Source organism: Streptomyces sp. NPDC005494 (genome assembly GCF_042872025.1).
In the GTDB taxonomy this organism is placed as follows: Bacteria; Actinomycetota; Actinomycetes; order Streptomycetales; family Streptomycetaceae; genus Streptomyces.
This window is the reverse complement of the sequence record NZ_JBIAJR010000022.1, coordinates 14455-32854: the sequence shown is the minus strand read 5'-3', so window position 1 is coordinate 32854 and position 18400 is coordinate 14455. Positions and strand designations below refer to the sequence as shown.

At 67.8% G+C, this 18400-nt stretch carries 13 protein-coding genes and 2 pseudogenes; 8 read left to right on the top strand and 7 right to left on the bottom strand.

Annotated features, from left to right (window positions below; all coding sequences use genetic code 11):
* Positions 1 to 171: 171 nt before the first annotated feature.
* From ACFYQ6_RS34685 to ACFYQ6_RS34670, 4 genes and pseudogenes are all read right to left on the bottom strand, one after another.
* Positions 172 to 288, bottom strand: a pseudogene (locus ACFYQ6_RS34685) (ATP-binding protein); the annotation flags it as partial.
* 21 nt (positions 289 to 309) lie between these two features.
* Positions 310 to 1360: pseudogene (gene istA, locus ACFYQ6_RS34680) on the bottom strand (IS21 family transposase); the annotation flags it as partial.
* A 557-nt stretch (positions 1361 to 1917) separates the two neighbouring features.
* Positions 1918 to 2412: a hypothetical protein gene (locus ACFYQ6_RS34675; RefSeq protein WP_361587009.1), complete on the bottom strand. Its 495-nt coding sequence runs from the start codon at positions 2410 to 2412 to the stop codon at positions 1918 to 1920.
* Positions 2413 to 2883: 471 nt separating this feature from the next.
* Positions 2884 to 3276 carry a helix-turn-helix domain-containing protein gene (locus ACFYQ6_RS34670; RefSeq protein WP_361587006.1) on the bottom strand — a complete coding sequence of 131 codons (393 nt, stop codon included), beginning with the start codon at positions 3274 to 3276 and terminating at the stop codon, positions 2884 to 2886.
* Between the two features lie 112 nt (positions 3277 to 3388).
* Here ACFYQ6_RS34670 and ACFYQ6_RS34665 point away from each other — a divergent pair, with 112 nt between their 5' ends.
* On the top strand, positions 3389 to 3763 hold the full coding sequence (locus ACFYQ6_RS34665; protein ID WP_388766831.1) for a VOC family protein: 375 nt from the start codon (positions 3389 to 3391) through the stop codon (positions 3761 to 3763).
* A gap of 292 nt (positions 3764 to 4055) precedes the next feature.
* Positions 4056 to 4193, top strand: coding sequence for a phosphatase PAP2 family protein (locus tag ACFYQ6_RS34660; RefSeq protein ID WP_388766829.1), 138 nt, complete (start codon positions 4056 to 4058; stop codon positions 4191 to 4193).
* A 95-nt stretch (positions 4194 to 4288) separates the two neighbouring features.
* Here ACFYQ6_RS34660 and ACFYQ6_RS34655 read toward each other — a convergent pair whose 3' ends face one another.
* Complete coding sequence (locus ACFYQ6_RS34655) at positions 4289 to 7081, bottom strand: GH32 C-terminal domain-containing protein (RefSeq protein ID WP_388766826.1); 2793 nt, start codon at positions 7079 to 7081, stop codon at positions 4289 to 4291.
* Positions 7082 to 7281: 200 nt separating this feature from the next.
* Entirely contained in the window at positions 7282 to 10218 is a 2937-nt protein-coding gene (locus ACFYQ6_RS34650) for a GH32 C-terminal domain-containing protein (protein ID WP_388766822.1), read from the bottom strand.
* A 261-nt stretch (positions 10219 to 10479) separates the two neighbouring features.
* Here ACFYQ6_RS34650 and ACFYQ6_RS34645 point away from each other — a divergent pair, with 261 nt between their 5' ends.
* The 6 genes from ACFYQ6_RS34645 (at position 10480) to ACFYQ6_RS34620 (ending at position 17568) form a co-directional block, all read left to right on the top strand.
* Positions 10480 to 11514 (top strand): LacI family DNA-binding transcriptional regulator, encoded by a 1035-nt coding sequence (locus ACFYQ6_RS34645; RefSeq protein WP_388766820.1) that lies wholly within the window; start codon positions 10480 to 10482, stop codon positions 11512 to 11514.
* A 143-nt stretch (positions 11515 to 11657) separates the two neighbouring features.
* Positions 11658 to 12959, top strand: a complete 1302-nt coding sequence (locus ACFYQ6_RS34640) for an ABC transporter substrate-binding protein (protein ID WP_388766817.1) — start codon at positions 11658 to 11660, stop codon at positions 12957 to 12959.
* A gap of 72 nt (positions 12960 to 13031) precedes the next feature.
* Positions 13032 to 13958 carry a carbohydrate ABC transporter permease gene (locus tag ACFYQ6_RS34635; protein WP_388766814.1) on the top strand — a complete coding sequence of 309 codons (927 nt, stop codon included), beginning with the start codon at positions 13032 to 13034 and terminating at the stop codon, positions 13956 to 13958.
* A gap of 1 nt (position 13959) precedes the next feature.
* A complete protein-coding gene (locus ACFYQ6_RS34630) occupies positions 13960 to 14832 on the top strand; it encodes a carbohydrate ABC transporter permease (protein ID WP_388766811.1) in 873 nt (290 codons plus the stop codon).
* A gap of 86 nt (positions 14833 to 14918) precedes the next feature.
* Positions 14919 to 16397: a glycoside hydrolase family 32 protein gene (locus ACFYQ6_RS34625; protein WP_388766809.1), complete on the top strand. Its 1479-nt coding sequence runs from the start codon at positions 14919 to 14921 to the stop codon at positions 16395 to 16397.
* Positions 16398 to 16572: 175 nt separating this feature from the next.
* Positions 16573 to 17568, top strand: coding sequence for a carbohydrate kinase (locus tag ACFYQ6_RS34620; protein WP_388766807.1), 996 nt, complete (start codon positions 16573 to 16575; stop codon positions 17566 to 17568).
* Positions 17569 to 17798: 230 nt separating this feature from the next.
* Here the strand turns inward: ACFYQ6_RS34620 and ACFYQ6_RS34615 are convergent, their stop codons facing one another.
* Entirely contained in the window at positions 17799 to 18146 is a 348-nt protein-coding gene (locus ACFYQ6_RS34615) for a hypothetical protein (protein WP_388766805.1), read from the bottom strand.
* Positions 18147 to 18400 lie beyond the last annotated feature (254 nt).

The window sequence follows — 18400 nt, the reverse complement described above, 5'->3', positions numbered from 1 at the left end:
CTGCGCCATCAGCTGGGCCACCAGAGCCCTGTCCAGAGACGGCGCGACCGCCTCCTCGCCCGCCTCGACAGTCGAACGCGTATTCTGCTTCACGGCCCTGCTCCCATCGGTCACAGCAGCCATAACTGCCGTGACCTATCGGGGAGTTACACCGTTCACGCTACAGACCCCCTCGACGAACGACAACGCGGAGAGGTCCTTGACCTTGCCCGGGTCGAGTTCGGGCCGGAATGAGAAGTCGTAGTCTTCCAGCGCCTTGTGGTGAGGCAGCTTCGAGATCCGCAGACCGGTTGGGACTTCGTGACCCATGACCTCGACCATCTGGCGAGGGCGGACCCTGCGGGCCGGCACCGAGTAGAGGTTCGCGTCGAAGGCGACGAGGCAGTCCTTGCCAACGTAGCGAACGTGCCGCTGCGTGACCACATAAGGCGTCTGCGGCAGCGGCCGCAGGGCCACGTCGTCGCGGACCGCCCGCAGGCCGATGACCTCGCCATGGGTGCCGTGGACCTTCGCCTGCCGCATCGGAACCCACGCAGTGAACGCGGCGTTCATTTCCTCGATGGAGGAGAAGGCGCGTCTGGCCAGTACGTGATCGCGGACGATCAGCACCTGCCGCTCGACACGGCCTTTCCCCGTGGGCCGGTAGGCGGCAAGCACGTCGGGATCGAAGTCGTAATGCGCGGCGAACGCGACGGCCTCGGGATGCAGCGGGACCGCCTCACCCGGTGCGACATGCCGACGGACCACCGTTTTCGTGCGGTCGTAGACGATCGACATCGGCACCCCGCCGAAGTGCGCGAACGCCTGACGGTGGCAGTAGAAGAAGGTGGCCAGGTCCTGGCTGGTGGTGAAGCAGCAGAACGGATCCCGCGAGTAGGACAACGTCATATGGAACGAGTAGACCTTCGGGATGCCCACGTGAGCGAGGATCTTGCCCTCGTCACCCCAGTCGACCTGGGCCTGGGCCCCTGGCACCACCTCGAACCGGCGGTGCAACCCCGCCAGCTCACTCGGGCTGATGCCCAGTTCCTCCGCAATGCGGGGCCGGGCCTCCTGCAAGTAGATCTTGACGCGCTGGTAGTTGATCGTGAACGCGTACTCCGCCACCAAGCGTTCGTGGCACCGCCCCTTTGAGTAGGACCTCGGCCCGCAGCATCGCGTCGATCAACGGCGCGACTTCGTCCACCACCCGCTGGTACGGCTGACCGTTGGGAGCCCGCCGCGGCGGCGCGACCGGCGTCTCGCCCGACAAGTACTTGCCGACCGTACGACGGATCAGCCCGGTCTCTTTGGCGATCTTCCGCAAGCTCATCGCACCGGACTCATACAGACCTTGAGAGCCCTCGTGCGTCAGGAGGATTCGTCGAGTCTGGCGGCGGTGGCGTTCGGTCGGCCGACTCGGCGTAGGTATCGCCCTTGGGCGGCTTGTTCGGACTCGAGGTGAGTGCTGCGGCAATCCTGCGGACGGTCAGCAGGGGCTTGCCGTCGGCGGCTTCTGTCCGGGCGGCGAGAAGTAGCGCGGCTCGGCCTGGTCGATGTCCTCGCGTGCCGAGCGGATAGCGGATAAGGGACAGGGCGTCGAGGACGTCGGACCCATCGGCGCGGTCGACCGGTTCTCGCTGCGGGATTTGGCGGGCCTGGGCAGTGATGACCGCTTGCAAGGCGACGGGATGCTCGCGGTCACCCGGCACCGTCGCTCGTCGTCGAGCGTTGCGCCATGGCGGTCGAGGAGACGGGCCGGTGCGACAGCCTGGTTGTCCCCAAGGGCACCGGGAACCGCGCGGAGAGAGCGGGCGTCCCCCAGTGTCCCGTCTCGAACGATCTGGTTCCCATCTCAAGTGATCTGGTTCGATTCGCTTCTCGTCTCAGGTGCCCTGACTAGCCGAGTGTCGATCGGACGTCCAGGCTTGGACCACCTCACAGACACATCCAGCAGTAGAGCTGCTCGCCGGCTTCGAGAGCCCTCCTTGCGAGGTGGATGAGTTCTTCAGCCACCGGCTGCATGTCTTGGACGCGCGCTCCGTGCAGCTCTTCCGCCTGCACCCACCTGGCGACGATGGCTGGCACTTCGGAGTCGCGCACAGCCGCCAGAGTGTCCCTTACCAGGGGATTGAGTTCGGATACCCACGGTCCCGTCACCCACGGGTCGTCCTCGTCCTGGAGGCCGTCAGGGCCGGGTACCGGGGAGGTCGGCCACAGGGTCACCTCCTCGACCAGGTCCACTCGCCACTGGACCTGCTGGATGGCAGCAATCAGCATCGCCAAGACAACGGTCGGATCCACGTGCTTGGCCTCAACCCCATCGACGACAGGGCGCCCTGCGCTGAGCGGGGATCCGCCATCCGCCCGCTTAAGCTCCTCCACGACCGATACCGCATCCACCGCTCGGAAGTAGTCAGTCAGAGCGCCCATTGCTTTCCTCGTCAGCTTTCAGTTCGTGGGCAGGTAGTAGATCAGGCACCGCCCACAGTAGGAGAGGGCGGGCCAGATCAACTGACACGAGGTTCGGCATCCACGAGCGCCGAACCACATCGCCTGAGAATCCGCCTCGCAGGGCGTCTCGAACGAACCGGTCGCCGCAGATCACAGCCCGACCCCCGGACCAGATCCTCTGAGACGGGACACCCGGAAACTCGTCGACCCTCGAAACGGGCCCGGTCCGGCGCGCAGCGGTCAGAGAAGACAGGCCGGAATCCCAGGAGGTTGCTCGGTGAGGATGACGTGCTCGGCCAGGCGTTTCAGCTGGGCGCGGGTGCCTCCGATGTTGAGGTGTTCGCCGTTCTTGCTGGCATGATGGGGGGTTCGACCGGAATCGCGGCCGTAACTCCTGCTTCGCCGCGGACCCGGCCATGGCCGGTTCGGCAGTTCCCACCCTCGGTCGCGTCACACCGCACGGGCCGAGTCGAACCGGCGCCGAGCCTCCTCGATAGGGTCCAGATAGGTGCGGGTCCAGGTGCACATACCGTTGACCGTGGTGCGCAGTGCTTGGCCGGCTTCGGTGAGGCGGTACTCGACACGTGGCGGCACCACCGGATAAACGGTCCTGTCGACCAACCCGTCCCGTTCGAGGTGCCGCAGCGTCTGGGACAGCATCTTGTGACTGATGCCTCCGACCTGCGTCTGCAACTCGGTGAAACGCAGGGTGCGGTCAGCCAGGACGTTGATGAGCAGCAACGCCCATTTGTTGGCTACGCCCGCGAAGATCTCACGGGCCAGCGAGTCGACGCGGGTGAGATCCGTGTCGGCCGGATCACGGGCGGGGTGCTTGGTTACCACGAGGTGCCCCTCTCACGGAAAGGTGCGTTCTTCCAGGTCGGAGCATACTCTCCTACGGTTAGTCCGTATCTGCTGGAGACTGATCCAGTCTGAACGGACCCCTGGAGCAACGATGATCCTCAAGACCTACGCCCGCCTTTGGGCCGACGACCTGAGCACAACTCTTCCCCTGCTGGAGCGCCTGACGGGAACGCGTCCGGACTTGCACTTCGCCTTCGATGAGATCGAGCTCGCCGCCATCGGTGATTTCCTCGTCATCGCCGGGCCTGCCGAGGCACGCGCTCGGTATGCCCACGCCACGGCCACAGTGATTGTCTCCGACCTGGACCAAGCGCGCGCGGCACTGGGCGAGGCAGGCGCCGAGATCGCAACGGAGGAGGCGACCAGCGCAACCGGCCGCTTCCTCTACGCCCGGCATCGGGGCGGAGCGGAGGCCGAGTACGTCGAATGGAAGCCGGAGGTGCGGCGTCAGGTACTCGGCGCGTAGGTGCCTGCCCGCTCCTTCGGAGAGGAATGCTCAGTGGGCGGGTCGTGAGGTGATGTCTATTTTTGATTGGGATAAGGGTAATGTCGCTTATGACGGTGTGTCGGCTATTGGTTCCTGGCGAAGCCGCCGGTGTGGGCCTCGGTGAGGTTGCCGAGTTTTGACCAGGCTGTTCAGCTTGGCGCGGGTGTCTTCGAGTGTTCTTCTGCAGCAGTTCGTGGCCGAGGGCTTCGGAGACGCCGCTCCGGCCGCGTGGTTGGAGGCGTCGAGGATGCGGGGCTAGGCCGGGTGCTCGGTGACACTCGTGGCCGTCGAGCGGGTGCAGTCCGGCGCCCACTACCCCAGTGACGTCGCCACCGGGGCCGCCATCGGCCTCATCAGCGCCTGGCTGGTCAGGCACCTCCCGCAGCAGGCGCTGCGCATGTGGCGATGACAGGAGCAGGGGACCTGGTCATCGGCGTCGTCGGCCCGAGGAGTTGGGGGCACGGCTGCGAAGCGCGGCCGTGCCCCCAGGGGCAGTCGGTCGGGTCAGTCCGTCATGTTGCCCATCTTCCAGACGGTCATGGACTTGATGACGCTGCCGTCACCGAACAGTCGCAGGCCCAGCGAGTCCTGCCGGAAGGGGTAGGCGCGGGTGGTGATGGACTTGTGGGAGTTGGCGTAGGCCTCGATCATCGACCGGTCGAGGAACACGTCGAGGGTCAGGTTGCCGCCCGAGAGCGTGAGCGGACCCTTGTGGATGCCGAAGTTGGGTTCGGCGCTGGAGTTGTTTCCGGATCGTGTGCGGTCGACGCCGAGTTGTCCTGCGGCGCCGTCGTAGAAGAGGCGAGTTCGCTCTTCGTCTCCGGGGCTTCGGAGTACGTCGAGGCCGAAGGTGTCCGCGGTTCCTCGTTCCATGGTCAGTTTGATGTGGAGCATGTTGCCCTTCACGGCGGCCAGGCGTGTATTGGCGTCGTTGAGGGAAGTCGGTGCGGTGATGTTCAGGAGGGGTTCACCGGTGTGGAGGCGTGAAACTTCCTCCACGGGGCGGAAGCCGAGGTCTCCGTCGGGCCGCATGTTCAGTTCGATGGGCAGGCCCGCGTTGTGGGCCCAGCCGGCGTCGTAATGGGCGCGTTCGGTGCGCCGGTCCTGGGCGATGCTGAAGACGAGGGAGCGTCCCTTGTCGTCGACGGTTCCGCTGGGGCCGGTGAAGTGGTCGCCGTAGTCCATCAGCTTGGGCTCGGTCGTGTCGGGTGTCCATCGGCGGGCCCCGGCGTCCCAGGTGCCGACCCAGTAGTAGACGAACTTGCTGCTGTATTCGCCGGGGCCGGCGGGGAAGGCCGGGTTGATGAGCAGTGCCCGGCGCTGGCGGCCCTGGGAGTCCTTGCCGATGGGCAGGAAGGTGGGGAGCTCCCAGACCTGGCCGGTCTTGGGGTGGGCTGCGACGTCGCCGACCATCAGAGGGCCTGAGTAGGTCCAGTCGGTGAGGTTCTTGGAGGTGTAGAGGAGGGCGGTGCCGCCGATGTCGGTGCCCGAGGTGTTCTGGACGCCAGAGCCCATCAGCTGGAACCAGGTGTCTCCCTCCTTCCAGACAAAGGGGTCGCGGAAGTCGCCGTAGCGGACCTTGCGTCCCGCGCCGACGTCGAGGTCGGCGGTCTGGCTGGTGACCAGGGTGGGGTGCATCTTCCACTCGACGAGGTCGGGGTCGCTGGGATCGACGGGGCGGGCGAGACCGGTTGCCTGGTTGGGGCGCTGGGCGTCGTTCCCGGCCGTGAACAGCAGGACGGGCACGCCGTTCTCGTCGAGGGTCGAGTCGCCCGACCAGACGCCGTCGGGTGCCACGCTGTCGGCGGTGGGGACGAGAGCGTCGGGCAGGTCCTTCCAGTGGACCAGGTCCTCGCTGACCGCGTGACCCCAGCCGATGTTGTGCCAGTAGGGGCCGTGGGAGTTGTGCTGGTAGAAGAGGTGGTACTTGCCGTTGACCTGGATGGGCGCGTGGGGTTCGTTCATCCAGTGGTTGGGGGCGGTGAAGTGGTAGCCGGGACGGTAGCGGTCGCCGTCGTAGCGTGCGCGGTCCATGGCCATGCGGGCTTGGGGAATGCTGCCGCCGCTGAACGACTGCAGGTCCTTGCTGTGGCTCGCCGTGACGGATGCGGGGGTGAGCGGGTCGGTGTGGACCTTCACTTCGTCGATCAGGCCGTTGAACATGTTGACGGCGAAAGTACCGTTGATGATCGCGGGCTGGTTGTGGCGCCCGATGATCAAGGGGACATCGGCCTTGGCCAGGCGTGCGCTGGTGGGGATGGCGCTCTGGGCGACCTGCTCGCCGTTCAGGTACAGCCGGATGGCGCCTTGACCCGGCGCGAACACGGCGGCGAGGTGCGCCCATTTCCCGGCGTCCAGAGCCGCGGACTTGGGCACCTTCGTCTCGTACCAGGTGTCGCCGGTGCCGACGCCGAACTCCCATACCCCGTGCCGTCCGACGCCGAGGGAGAAGCCGCGCTTGGCGCCCTTGTCCTGCTGGTTGACGATGGCGGAGGGCTTGCCCTCGTCGCCCCATTCGAAGGCGCGCGGGGCGACCCATCCTTCGATGGTCATGCCGTCGGTGGGAATCTGTGTCTGGGAGGCGGCGCGTGTGACCCAGGTGGAGTAGCCGTCGAACAGGAGGGCGCCGGAGAGGACGCCTTCTTCTTCGCGTTCGGTGCGCCACAGAGGAGCACTGTCCGGCTTGTCCACCGCGTCGTTGAAGACGTAGCTGATGGGGTCAGCGGCCTGGCTGATCCGCTCCGTGGTCGTGGTGCCCTGGCCTTCGGCGAAGTCCCAGTAGGCGGCCAGACCCTCCTGCGCCGGGTCGGGCGCCTTGTCGATGCCGACGCGGACGTCGTCGAGGTTGATGTGGCCCCAGCCGCCGGTGGCCTGGTCGACCGCGGTGATGCGCAGTTGTTCGCCGAGGTGCTCGCGGGCGTCCCAGGTGACGCGGCGGTACGCCTCGTCGTCGGTGCCGGTGGCCTTGTGGAGAACGGTTCCGTTCAGGGTGGTCAGTGCGACGTACAGCTGGGCTTCGTTGCGGCCGCCGGAGACCAGGGCGCTGACCATCCCGGTGCCGTTCACGGTGAACGGCTCGGAGGTGATGGTTCCTGTGGCACCGTCGCCGCCGCCGGCGAATCCCCACAGGTGGTGGGTGCCTGCCTGGTTGAAGCAGCACCCCCACCCCCATCCCGGATCGTCGGTGACCGCGCCGACGAACGCGGAGCCGGTGGTTGTCCAGCCGCTGAGGTTGCCGGTCTCGAAGCCGGGGTTGGACAGGCTGGTCCCACTCGCGCTGGCGGTCTTCGCCATCATCGGTGACGTCAGACCGAGACATATCGTGAGCGCGAGCAGTAGACGCAGCAGAGTGCGCCTGGTTCCTGGTGCGTGGTGCGCCGGGTAGCGCGTTCGCATGCGAACCTCCGATGTGGGGGTGATGGTGTGCGGGTGGGTGGGACGCCGGCCCCGGGCGAACCTGTGCGGATCAGGAGCGGCGCGTATGGGGGTGCGGCTTCTCAGGGGCGCTTGACGGGGACGTTGACGTCGTCGACGTTGATGTGGCCCCAGCCGCCCGAAGCGCGGTCGACGATCTCGATGTAGATCCGGTCGCCGAGGTATGCGGCAAGGTCGAAGACGACCCGGCGGTACTGCTCTGTGCCGCGGCCGGTGGCCTTGGCCAGGACCTTGCCGTCGTCGGCGCGGACGACGGCCGCGTAGAGCTGGTCGGGGTTGTCGCCGCCGGAGACGAGCAGGTCGACGACGCCATCTCCCCCGAGGACCACGGCGGCGGAGCGCAGGACGCCGGTGGCGTCGTCTCCGCCCGCGTCCGGGTTGAAGCCCCACAGGTGGTGGCCGGCCGGGTCGTCGTCGGTCTCGGCCTGGTAGAAGGGGCCGCCCCAACCCCAGTCGGGGCGAGTGGTCACGTTGGCGTCGCTGAAGGTCGTGCCCGACACGACGGTCCATCCGGTGAGGTCGCCGGTGGCGAAGTCGTGGTTGGGCAGCGCGTCGACGTCCGTGGGACGCGGCGGGTCGTAGGCGCCGGGGGCTACGGTCCCGTCGTAGGCGCCGTTCATGCGCCATACGTCGATGGACACCACGTGGGGGGAGCCACCCGCACTGGTCAGGCGCAGGCCGGTGGCGTCCTGCCGGGTCGGGTAGAGGCGGCTGGTGAGGCTGTTGCTGCCGTTGATGTACGCCTCGATCATCGAGCGGTCGAGCAGGACCCTCAACCTGAGCTGTCCGCCGTCGAGTTCCGCGCTCCCGCCGTGGATGCCCTTGCGCACGTCCGGGTCGAGGCTGGAGCGGCTGCGGTCGATCTCGAAGCGGTGGGTGGCCGTGTCGTAGGACAGCAGGGTTTCTTCGGTGCCGTCGGCGCTGGAGCGGACCGCCAGGGTGATCGTCCTCGCGCCGCGCGGCTCGACGACGGCGCTGATGTCCAGCAGGTCACCGGAGACATCGGCCAGGCGTCGGTCGGCTTCCTCGACCGAGGCGTGCCGGATGTGGGCGAGCTTCTTGCCGCGGAGCGTGGCTGTCTCGGCTATCGGTTCGACGCCCAGGGTGTTGTCCTCGCGCAGCGAGAGGCTCACGGGCATGCCGGCGTTGTGCGCCCAGCCGGACTGGGCGTGCTGCTGTTCGGTGCGGCGGTCCTGGGTGATGCTGAAGACCACGGACCGGCCGTCGGGGGTGACGAAGCCGGACGGGCCGGTGAAGTGCTCGCCGAAGTCGAACTCGCGGGGCTTCTCGTGGTCGGGTACGAAGCGGTGCCGCCGCTTGTCGAAGGTGCCGATCCAGTAGTAGGTGTGCTTGACGGCGTTCGGGTTGAAGCCTTCCCACCACGGGCAGATCAGCAGGATGTGCTTGCCGGTGCGCCGGCCCCGGGGGCCGGGGAGCGGGAGGAGCACGGGCAGTTCCCACACCTCCCCGGGCTCCGGCTGGGTGGCGAGGTCGTTCTGGTGCAGCGGGCCCCGATACGTCCACGGCCCCTCGGGCCGGCGGGCGGTATGGAGGAGCGCGGTGCCACCGTGTTTGTGGGTGACCTGGGTGCCGTCGTAGTCGACGATGCCGCTGCCGACCAGTTGGTACCAGGTGCCGTCCTCTTCCCAGACGAACGGGTCGCGGAAGTTCTCCGCCCACGCGGTGCCGGGGCCGGCCGGCAGTTCCGCCGGGGCTTCGGTGACCGGTTCGGGTCGCATCGTCCAGGTGGGCAGGTCGGTGTCGAGGTCGGCCTGGTAGGTGGACACGGCGAGTCCGGTGCGCTGCCGGTAGCGGAGGCGGTCGTCGCCGCCGGTGAAGAAGAGGACCGGTCCCCGGTCTCCGTCGACGTAGGCGGAGCCCGACCAGCAGCCGTCCGGGCCGGCCGAGTCCGCGGCCGGGGCGAGGGCGATCGGCAGGTCGCGCCAGTGCACCATGTCGGTGCTGACAGCGTGCCCCCAGTGAATCTGGCCCCAGAAGGGACCGAGCGGATCGTGCTGGTAGAAGATGTGGTACTTGCCCTTGAAGTAGACGGGCGCGTGTGGCTCGTTCATCCAGTGCCAGGGCGGCAGCATGTGGAACTGGGGGCGGTGCCGGTCGCCGTCGAAGCGGGCCCGGTCGGGGGTCAGGTCCGGGCGGGGTACGCGGCGGCCCGGCAGCGCGGCGATTCTCGCGGCGTGCTCCCGCTGCGCGGTCGCGTCGTCCAGGGCGCCCGGGCGGATGGCGAGGCTGTCCATCAGGCCCATGTACATGTTGGCGTGGAACTCGCCGTTGAGCAGGGTGGGGCGGTTGTGCTTCCCGATGAGGAGGGGCACCCCGGCAGCCTGCACGGGGGGCTGGTCGGGGGTGGTGGCCGTTCCGATCGGCAGGCCGTCGCGGTAGAGGCGCAGCTGGTGGGCGGCCGGGTCGTAGGTGGCCGCGACATGGGTCCACCTGTTCTTGCCGGCCGGCTGGTCCGGGGCTCCCTTGACCTCGACCAGGTCGGTTCCGAAGCCGAGCTGGAAGACGATCTGGCCGAAGCGGCGCAGGCCGAGCAGGAATCCGGTCCTGGCGTCCGGGTCGTGCTGGTTGATCAGGGCCTGGGGCTTGCCGTCGATGCCGTGCTCGTAGGCGTAGGGGGCGATCCACACGTCGATGGTCATGCCGTCGGCGAAGTCGAGTTCGCCGGGCCCCTCGGCGGTGACGAAGGTGGAGTAGCCGTCGAAGTACAGCGCCCGGCCGCTCACTCCGCGTCGGCGTACAGGGTCGCTGTCGGGCTTGTAGCGGGCGTCGTTGAAGACGTAGCCGACGGGGTTCGCGGAGCCGGAGACCGCCTCGCGGGCGACGGAACCGGCGCGTTCCTCGAAGTCCCAGCGCGCGACAGGGCTTCGAGGGCTGGTCCGTCCGCCGGATGCGGCGGCGTGAGCGGGAGCGAACGAGAGCGGGAGGACCGCGCCGCCGACGACGGCGGACACGACCCTGAGGGCTGTTCTTCTCCTCATGCGAGCTCCTGGAGTGCGGGCAGTCTGACGACCTGCCAAACCGTTTTAGGTGATGGGTCGGCATGGTTCGCGCGGCGTCTGCGCTAAAGCAAGAGCTAACGCACACAGATTTCGATGTCGTGTCATCCATAGGCGCCCGAAACGGAACAAAAGTTCATCGTTACGCAGGCGAGATGTCCGGGGTGTTGACAGCGTATGACGGGTGGAGCAATCTCATCACACCTTGCTAATCCGATTTAGCCGAACGGAGCTGATCCTCTGATGTCCGAGCGTCGCGTGACCATGGCCGATGTCGCCCGCAGGGCGGGTGTCTCGCCGACAACCGCGTCGTTCGCCCTGTCCGGCCGGACCGACATGCGCATCTCCGACGCCTCGCGCGAACGCGTTCTGGAGGCCGCCCGGGAGCTCGGCTACCGTCCGAACGTCACGGCACGCAGCCTGCGGACAAAATCCACGCAGACGATCGGCCTCGTCTCGGACCGGATCACCACGACACCGTTCGCGGGCGATGTGATCCGCGGCGCCATGGAAGCCGCCAGGGAGAAGGACCACCTGCTGTTCATCACCGAGGCGGGCGGCGACCGCGCCGCCGAGTCGTCGCTCGTCCACGCTCTGCTGGACCGTCAGGTCGACGCGGTGATCTACGCATCCATGTTCACCCGGTACGTGACCCCGCCCAAGGAGCTGTTCGGGCGCCGGGTGGTCCTGTTGAACTGCCTGGCCCCCGGCTTCGACGCGCCCTCCGTGGTCCCGGATGAGTTCGAGGCCGGGCGGGACGCCGCCAGGGCTCTGCTCGCCGCCGGCCACTCGGAGGGGATCTGGGCGATCGGCGGCCACCAGGCCGTACCGGCCACTCCTGAGGGAATCGTCGCCGGCAACGAGCGCATGCGCGGCCTGGAGGAGGTCCTGCGGGAGGGCGGAGCACGCCTGGAGGGCGTCATCGAGTGCGACTGGGACACGCTCGACGGCCATCGTGAGGTGTCCGCCCTGCTGGCGGCGGGGCACCGTCCCCGCGCCCTGGTGTGTCTGGCCGACCGAGTGTCCTTCGGCGCCTACCAGGCGCTCGGTGAGGCAGGTCTGTCGGTGCCGGGCGACGTGTCGGTCATCTCGTTCGACGACCAGGACATCGCTTCCGTCCTGCGTCCGGCACTCACCACGCTACGGCTGCCGCACTACGGGCTCGGGCACCTCGCGATGGAACTGATCCTCCGCCCGGGCCCGCTCGAAGCCGTCGTGCACCGGGTGCCCATGCCCCTGCAGAGCCGTGCCTCGCTCGCCGCACCCGTCGGCCGCTGACGCACGGCGCCCCAGACAGTCGTCCCGTCACCCGCACCGATGATCGGGCGGGTGACGGGACGACCACCAAGAACAGCGACCGTCGCAACCGGTCGCCGAGGGCGGGTCCTGCAAGACCCGTCTCAGTGAGATGGAGGAACCTCATGCTGTTCAGAACACGACGCCTCGCTGCTGCGAGTGTAGCCGTCACGGCGGCGACCGCGCTGGTCGCCGGATGCACCTCAGGGGGCGGGGGCACGTCCGGTGCGAGCGGCGACACGCTGACCCTGTGGACGCACAACGCCGGCAACTCGGTGGAACTCGATGTCGTCAAGAAGATCATCAAGGACTTCAACGGCTCTCAGGACAAGTACAAGGTCAAGCTGCAGGCGTTCCCGCAGAGCGACTACAACAACTCGGTCGTGGCGGCTGCCTCCGCCCGGAAGCTGCCCTGCCTCCTGGACGTCGACGGCCCCAATGTGGCGAACTGGGCATGGGGCGGCTACCTGGACCCGATCGACGTCACCGGCAGTGAAGTCCCCGTGCTCAGCCAGCTGCCCAGCACCGTCGGACGGTACGACGACAAGCTCTACGCTTTCGGCTTCTACGACGTCTCGCTGGCCTTCTTCGCCCGCAAATCAGTACTGGAGGAGCACGGCATCCGTGTCGCCACCATGGACAAGCCCTGGACCAAGGACGAGTTCGACACGGCACTCGCCAAGCTGAAGAAGAGCGGCTCGTTCGAGTACCCGCTGGAGATGGGCACCGGCGGCACCGGCGAGTGGTGGTCGTACGCCTACTCCCCGCAGCTGCAGAGCTTCGGCGGGGACCTGATCGACCGTGGCGACTACAAGAGCGCCTCGGGCACCCTCGACAGCAAGGCCGCCGTGGACTGGGCCACCTGGTTCCAGTCGCTGGTGGCCAAGGACTACATGGCGAAGAAGTCCGGAGCCGACCCCAACAAGGACTTCCTGGCAGGCAAGAGCGCCATCCAGTGGGACGGCAGCTGGAACGCCGCCAAGAACGCCGAGAAGCTCGGCGACGACCTGGCGATCATCCCGCCGGTGGACTTCGAGAACGGGCCGAAGATCGGCGGTGCGTCCTGGCAGTGGGCGATGAGTTCCACCTGTTCCAACAAGGCCGGGGCCCAGGAGTGGCTGAAGTTCTCCCGCCAGACGAAGTACTTCGCCGAATACGCCAAGGCCACCAGCACCATCCCGGCCACCGAGGCCGCCGCGCAGCAGATCGCCGATTACCAGCCGGGCGGCAAGTTCGAGGTACTCGCAGAGTTCGCGCGCAGATACGCGATGGTGCGCCCCGCCACACCGGCCTACCCCTACATCTCCACCGAGTTCGAGAAGGCGGCCAAGGACGTCCTGGCCGGCGCCGACCCGCAGAAGGCCCTCGGCCAAGCCGCGAAGGACATCGACAGCAACCTGAAGACGAACAACTACTACTCCAACTGACCCACCCGGCCCGGCTCGGGCGCGACCACACCGTCCGAGCCGGACCGACCCTCTGGAGATACCGTGCCCACCATGACCGCGGCCCGCAAGCGGCTGCGTCCGGTCCGGCGAACCCGAACGACCAACGCCCGTCGCCGTGAAAGCCTCACCGCCTTCGGCATGGCCACACCGGCCGTCGCGCTACTGATCGTCTTCCTCGTCATACCGGTCGCTCTGGCCTTCGCCCTGGCGTTCACCGACGCCAGGCTCGTCTCACCCACCCCGGCCCGCTTCGTCGGTCTGAGGAACTTCACCCTGCTCTTCCAGGACCCGACCTTCTACAAGTCCCTCCGCAACACGGCCTACTTCGCCGCCGTCGTCGTCCCGCTCCAGGCCGGGCTCGCCCTGGTCCTGGCCCTGCTGGTCAACGCCAAGGTACGGGGCGTCAACTTCTTCCGCACCGTGTACTTCCTGCCGGTCGTCACCTCGATGGTCGTGGTGTCCCTCCTGTGGACCTTCCTCTACCGGAAGGACGGTCTGGTCAACCACGTCATCTCCACGCTCACCCTCGGCCATGCCGAGGGACCGGACTGGCTTGGGGACCCGGCCACCGCGATGCCCGCCATCATCCTGATGTCGGTGTGGCAGGGCGTCGGCTTCCACATGATCATCTGGCTGGCCGGTCTGCAGACCATCCCCGCGGAGCTGTACGAGGCCGCCGACCTCGACGGAGCGACCCGCTGGCACCGCTTCCGCCACGTCACCTGGCCAGGACTGCGCGCCACCCGCACGTTCGTACTCGTCACCATCACGATCGCGGCCTTCAGCCTCTTCACCCAGATCAGGGTGATGACGCAGGGCGGCCCTCTCGACTCCACCACCACCGTCGTCTACCAGGCGGTGCACACCGGCTATGACCAGCAGCAGACCGCCTACGCGGCGGCCATCTCGCTGATCTTCTTCGTGCTCGTACTGAGCGTGTCCCTCGTCCAGCGCTTCCTGACCCGGGAGAAGGACTGACATGACTGCCTTCCTCAAGCACCTCGGCGGTCACACCGGCCGCATCGCCCTGGCCCTGGTCTTCGCGCTCCCGCTGGTCTTCATGCTCGTCTCGTCGTTCAAGCCGGACGACCAGATCTTCGGCGACCTGGACTCCCTGCGTGCCTTCCTGCCCATCGGCGCCCTGTCGCTGGACAACTACACGGCCGTCTTCGACCGGGTTCCCGCGGCACGCTTCCTGCTGAACTCCGTCCTGATCTCCGCCAGCACGGTGGTGCTCGGCATCGTGATCAACAGCATGGCCGCCTTCGCCCTGTCACGGATGCGGTGGCCCGGCCGCAAGGTCGTCCTGACCGCGGTCATCGCCACTCTCATCGTGCCGTTCGAGACCTTCGCCCTGCCGCTGGTGTGGTGGGTCAACCAACTGCCGCTGCTGAGCGTCAACGGCTTCCACCTCCAGTGGAGCACCGGCTGGATGGACACCTATCAGGTGCAGATCCTGCCGTTCGTCGCCAACGCCTTCTCGGTCTTCTTCTTCCACCAGTACTTCCAGAGCATCCCCAAGGAGCTGGACGAGGCAGCCATTGTGGACGGCGCCGGCTGGTTCACCATCTACCGCCGCATCGTCATGCCGCTGTCCGGGCCGGCCGTCGCCACCGTCGCGATCCTGACCTTCCTCCCGGCCTGGAACTCCTACCTCTGGCCGCTGATGGTCGTACAGAGCGAGGAACTGCGGCCGGTGATGGTGGGCATCTCCTACTTCTTCCAGCTGAACGTCGGATGGGGCCAGATCATGGCGTACTCCTCCATGATCACCGTGCCGATCCTGGCGCTCTTCGTGGCGTTCCAGCGCTCCTTCGTCAACAGCATCGCCTCCAGCGGCGTCAAGGGCTGACCCCGCGCAGCGGCATCACCAGCCGCTCGTCGTACCTCGCCCGTCGTGACGTCCCTGTGCTCCGCGCACCCTGAGAAAGGCCCCGTGTGCCCACGTCGCCTGCCGACCCCCACCTCCCGGCCGTACATCTGAGGCCGCCCCGCAACTGGATCAACGACCCCAACGGCCTGGTCTTCCACGACGGCCACTACCACGTGTTCTTCCAGTACAACCCGCACGGCCCGCAGCACTCAAACGTGCACTGGGGCCACTTCCGCAGCCCCGACCTGATCAACTGGGAGCCGCTCCCCGTCGCCCTCACCCCCACCCCCGGCGGATACGACGCCGACGGCTGCTTCTCGGGCAACGCCGTCTCCCTCGGCGACCGCATGGTGGCCTTCTACTCCGCCCACCGCAACGACCGCTGGTGGCAGCCCGTCACCACCGCGGAGTCGTCCGACAACGGCACCACCTGGACCAAACGTCCGGAACTGCTGATCCCTGAACCCCCCGCCGGCACCACCATGTACCGAGACCCCTACGTCTGGCAGCAGGACGAGCGCTGGCGAATGCTCGTCGGCTCAGCCCTCGACGACGGCAGCGCCGCAGCCCTGTTGTACGAGTCCGACAACCTGGAGAACTGGACGTACCTCGGGCCCTTCCACACCAGCGAAGCCGCACCCGGCACCGGGCCGGTCGGCTGGGAGTGCCCCCAGTACGCCACGTTCGGCGATCAGAGCATCCTGATCGTCAGCGACTGGACCCCGCGGAACGGCCCCAGCCACACCACCGTCCACACCGGCCGCGAGCAGAACGGCCGATTCACGGCAACCGCAAGCCCCGTACCGCTGGATCACGGCCCCGACATCTACGCTCCTGCCCTGCTGAAGGCCCCTGGGGAAGACCGATGGCTGCTGTGGGGCTGGGCCTGGGAGGCCCGTGACGAGGACTGGGCGCACGAAGCGGGCTGGGCCGGCGTCCTCACCCTTCCACGCGAGGTGAGCATCTCCACCGACGGCACCGTCGTCCAGCGCCCCGCCCGCGAATTCCTGGCCCTGCGCGGCGCCCGTTCCCTGCACCGGTACGGGTACGTCACACGAACCGAGCCCGTCGAACTCGGACAGGTCAGCCGCACCTTCGACCTCACCGCCTCCCTCATCCCCGACACCACTGGCACGAGCGGGCTGCGCCTGGTCACCTCTGCGGACGGATCGGAGTACCTCGACATCAGCCTCGACCCCGCGTCCGGACAGCTCATCGTCGACCGCGCCAACGCCTCACTGGACCCGCGTGCGCGAAGAGGCGCGTACACCGCCCCCTGTCCCGCCGCGGCCCGCCCGGGTACCCCCGTCGAACTGCGCGTGATCGTGGACCGCTCGATAGCGGAGGTCTACCTCGCGGACGGACAGGTCCTCACCCTGAGGTTCTACCCCCTCGCCGACGGGCCGTGGCGGCTGCAGGCCCGTACGACGGGCACCGGACGCGGCGACTTCGCCGTCGAAGCATGGGACCTGGCCACCGGCGATGTGCATCAAGTACCGGTCCCGGAGGGCCAGGCGCAGGACCCTGCACCCACGCATCCCTGACAAGCCAGAGGAGCGGGCTCGCCCCACACGGCCGGTGCGGCCTGCCTCCCACTCAGGCCGCGCCGCTTGCCTCAGTCACGTCCCTCGCAGCACATAGCGAACACTCGCGCCCCGGCTACGCCCACAGCGCGGTTGGCGGCATTCGCACACCTTCCCTGAGAGGCAGACAGTCACCATGGCCCGATCCGGGTCCCCCGGCAGCATCACCGTTCTCGGCGAGTGCGTCGCCGACATCTTCGAAGATTCCGCCCAGTCCGGCCCCGACGGGCTGTCGTTGCGGGCCATGCCGGGTGGCGGCCCCGCCAACACGGCCGTCGCGCTCGCCCGGCTCGGCACCCCCACCCGCTTTCTCGGACGCTTCTCCAACGACACCTTCGGGGCCCTCTTCCGAGCCCGCCTCGGCGCCTCCGGCGTCGACCTCACCGCCAGCGTGAACGCTTCCGAACCCAGCACTCTCGCCGTCGCCGACCTCGACGGGACAGGCCAGGCCGCCTACACCTTCTACGCCGACGGTGCCGCCGACTGGCAATGGACGGATCACGAACTCGCACAAGCCACGAACGACGATGCGGTATGCCTCCACACAGGCTCCCTCGCCCTGGTGCGTCAGCCCGGCGGCAGCCGCGTCGAGGACCATCTCGCCCAGGCGCGCGAGCACGCCACCGTGTCCATCGACCCCAATGTCCGCCCCCTGCTCGTACCGCCTCCCGTCTACCGGGAACGCCTCCCCCGCTGGTGCGCCGCCGCCGACATCCTCCGCCTCAGCGAAGAGGACTGCGGCATCCTCGCCCCCGGAGCCAGTTTCGAGGAGGCTTGCGACACCTGGCATGCTGCAGGAACGCCTCTCATCGTCATCACACTCGGCGGACGCGGAGCACTCGTATCACTGCACGGAAACCGCGCCATCGTCCCTGCACCGCCTGTCGCAATCGTTGACACTGTCGGCGCCGGCGACTCCTTCACCGCAGGTCTTCTCCACCGCCTGGCCGCCTCTGGGCGCCTCGGCGGCCGGATCGACGACCTGACCCTTGAAGATGTCATCGACGCTTGCACCTTCGCCGCCCACGTCGCAGCCCTGACGTGCTCGGTCTCCGGTGCAAATCCTCCCTGGGCAGACGGACCAACCCTGCGAATCGGTACAGCACCACGCTTGCCACAGCTCGGGAACTGACGACGCCCGGCTCCTGATACGTGGTCCCCGAGGACGTGCCGACACGATCTCCCGGCCCCCAAGCGCCAGACGATCGAGCGCTGTACTCGGCCGCTCTGGCCGAGTACAGCGCTGACGACCTCGTGCGCGGACAGCGGGGGGACGTCAAGCTCTGGATCGTCGATCATGGCTGCGTGCTGGGGAACGCGACGTGCACAGCGATCATCAGCAACCGGAGGATCACGGGCCTGTCAGCGGCTGTGATCGCTGAACTCAGCTACGACGTAGACACGTTGCGGTAAGAGCCGCCTCCAGTGAGGCATGCGTCTCGACTGTGGAATCAAGCGGCGGCCGGCAGTGCGAAGCACCGCATAGTCTTCGCCGACCAGCTCCTGGCCACGCTCGGGGACCTTCACTATGGATCGCCGCACCTCGCCGACGGCCACTGGGCCATCGGCGAGGTGCGGCCCTTGCTCGCGGAACAGGGATGCACCATCAGCCCCGACGTGCGGCTGCGGATACTGGCCGAAGCCGTCGATTATCCTGCCCAGGCCGGGAAGATCGGCCTCACCAAAGGCACCGAAATCGGTGTCCATCATCCTTTGGCCATGAGGACCGGGACCGCTTCGTCTCCGGCACGAAGCGTGCAGAACGCAGTGAAGACCATGGTGTTCACCCTCGGGGACAGGTGACTGCTCTTCTTCAGCCCGCCCAGACGCGGATGCTGCGCGGACATCATTCACGCCTCCGAGCTAGGCCCGATTCCTCGGTCCCGGGGGCTGCACGTGATGGTGGGTCTGGGTCGGGGAATGGCCCCGCGGGGGAAGCATCCGGTCGCGGAAAATCGGTCGCC

Excerpts from the sequence above, each read along its gene's own strand:
- ACFYQ6_RS34630 (WP_388766811.1), top strand. The coding sequence starts at position 13,960 with ATGACTGCCTTCCTCAAGCACCTCGGCGGTCACACCGGCCGCATCGCC.
- ACFYQ6_RS34655 (WP_388766826.1), bottom strand. The coding sequence starts at position 7,081 with ATGATGGCGAAGACCGCCAGCGCGAGTGGGACCAGCCTGTCCAACCCC.
- ACFYQ6_RS34635 (WP_388766814.1), top strand. The coding sequence starts at position 13,032 with ATGACCGCGGCCCGCAAGCGGCTGCGTCCGGTCCGGCGAACCCGAACG.
- ACFYQ6_RS34615 (WP_388766805.1), bottom strand. The coding sequence starts at position 18,146 with ATGATGGACACCGATTTCGGTGCCTTTGGTGAGGCCGATCTTCCCGGC.
- ACFYQ6_RS34645 (WP_388766820.1), top strand. The coding sequence starts at position 10,480 with ATGTCCGAGCGTCGCGTGACCATGGCCGATGTCGCCCGCAGGGCGGGT.
- ACFYQ6_RS34675 (WP_361587009.1), bottom strand. The coding sequence starts at position 2,412 with ATGGGCGCTCTGACTGACTACTTCCGAGCGGTGGATGCGGTATCGGTC.
- ACFYQ6_RS34665 (WP_388766831.1), top strand. The coding sequence starts at position 3,389 with ATGATCCTCAAGACCTACGCCCGCCTTTGGGCCGACGACCTGAGCACA.
- ACFYQ6_RS34650 (WP_388766822.1), bottom strand. The coding sequence starts at position 10,218 with ATGAGGAGAAGAACAGCCCTCAGGGTCGTGTCCGCCGTCGTCGGCGGC.
- ACFYQ6_RS34640 (WP_388766817.1), top strand. The coding sequence starts at position 11,658 with ATGCTGTTCAGAACACGACGCCTCGCTGCTGCGAGTGTAGCCGTCACG.
- ACFYQ6_RS34620 (WP_388766807.1), top strand. The coding sequence starts at position 16,573 with ATGGCCCGATCCGGGTCCCCCGGCAGCATCACCGTTCTCGGCGAGTGC.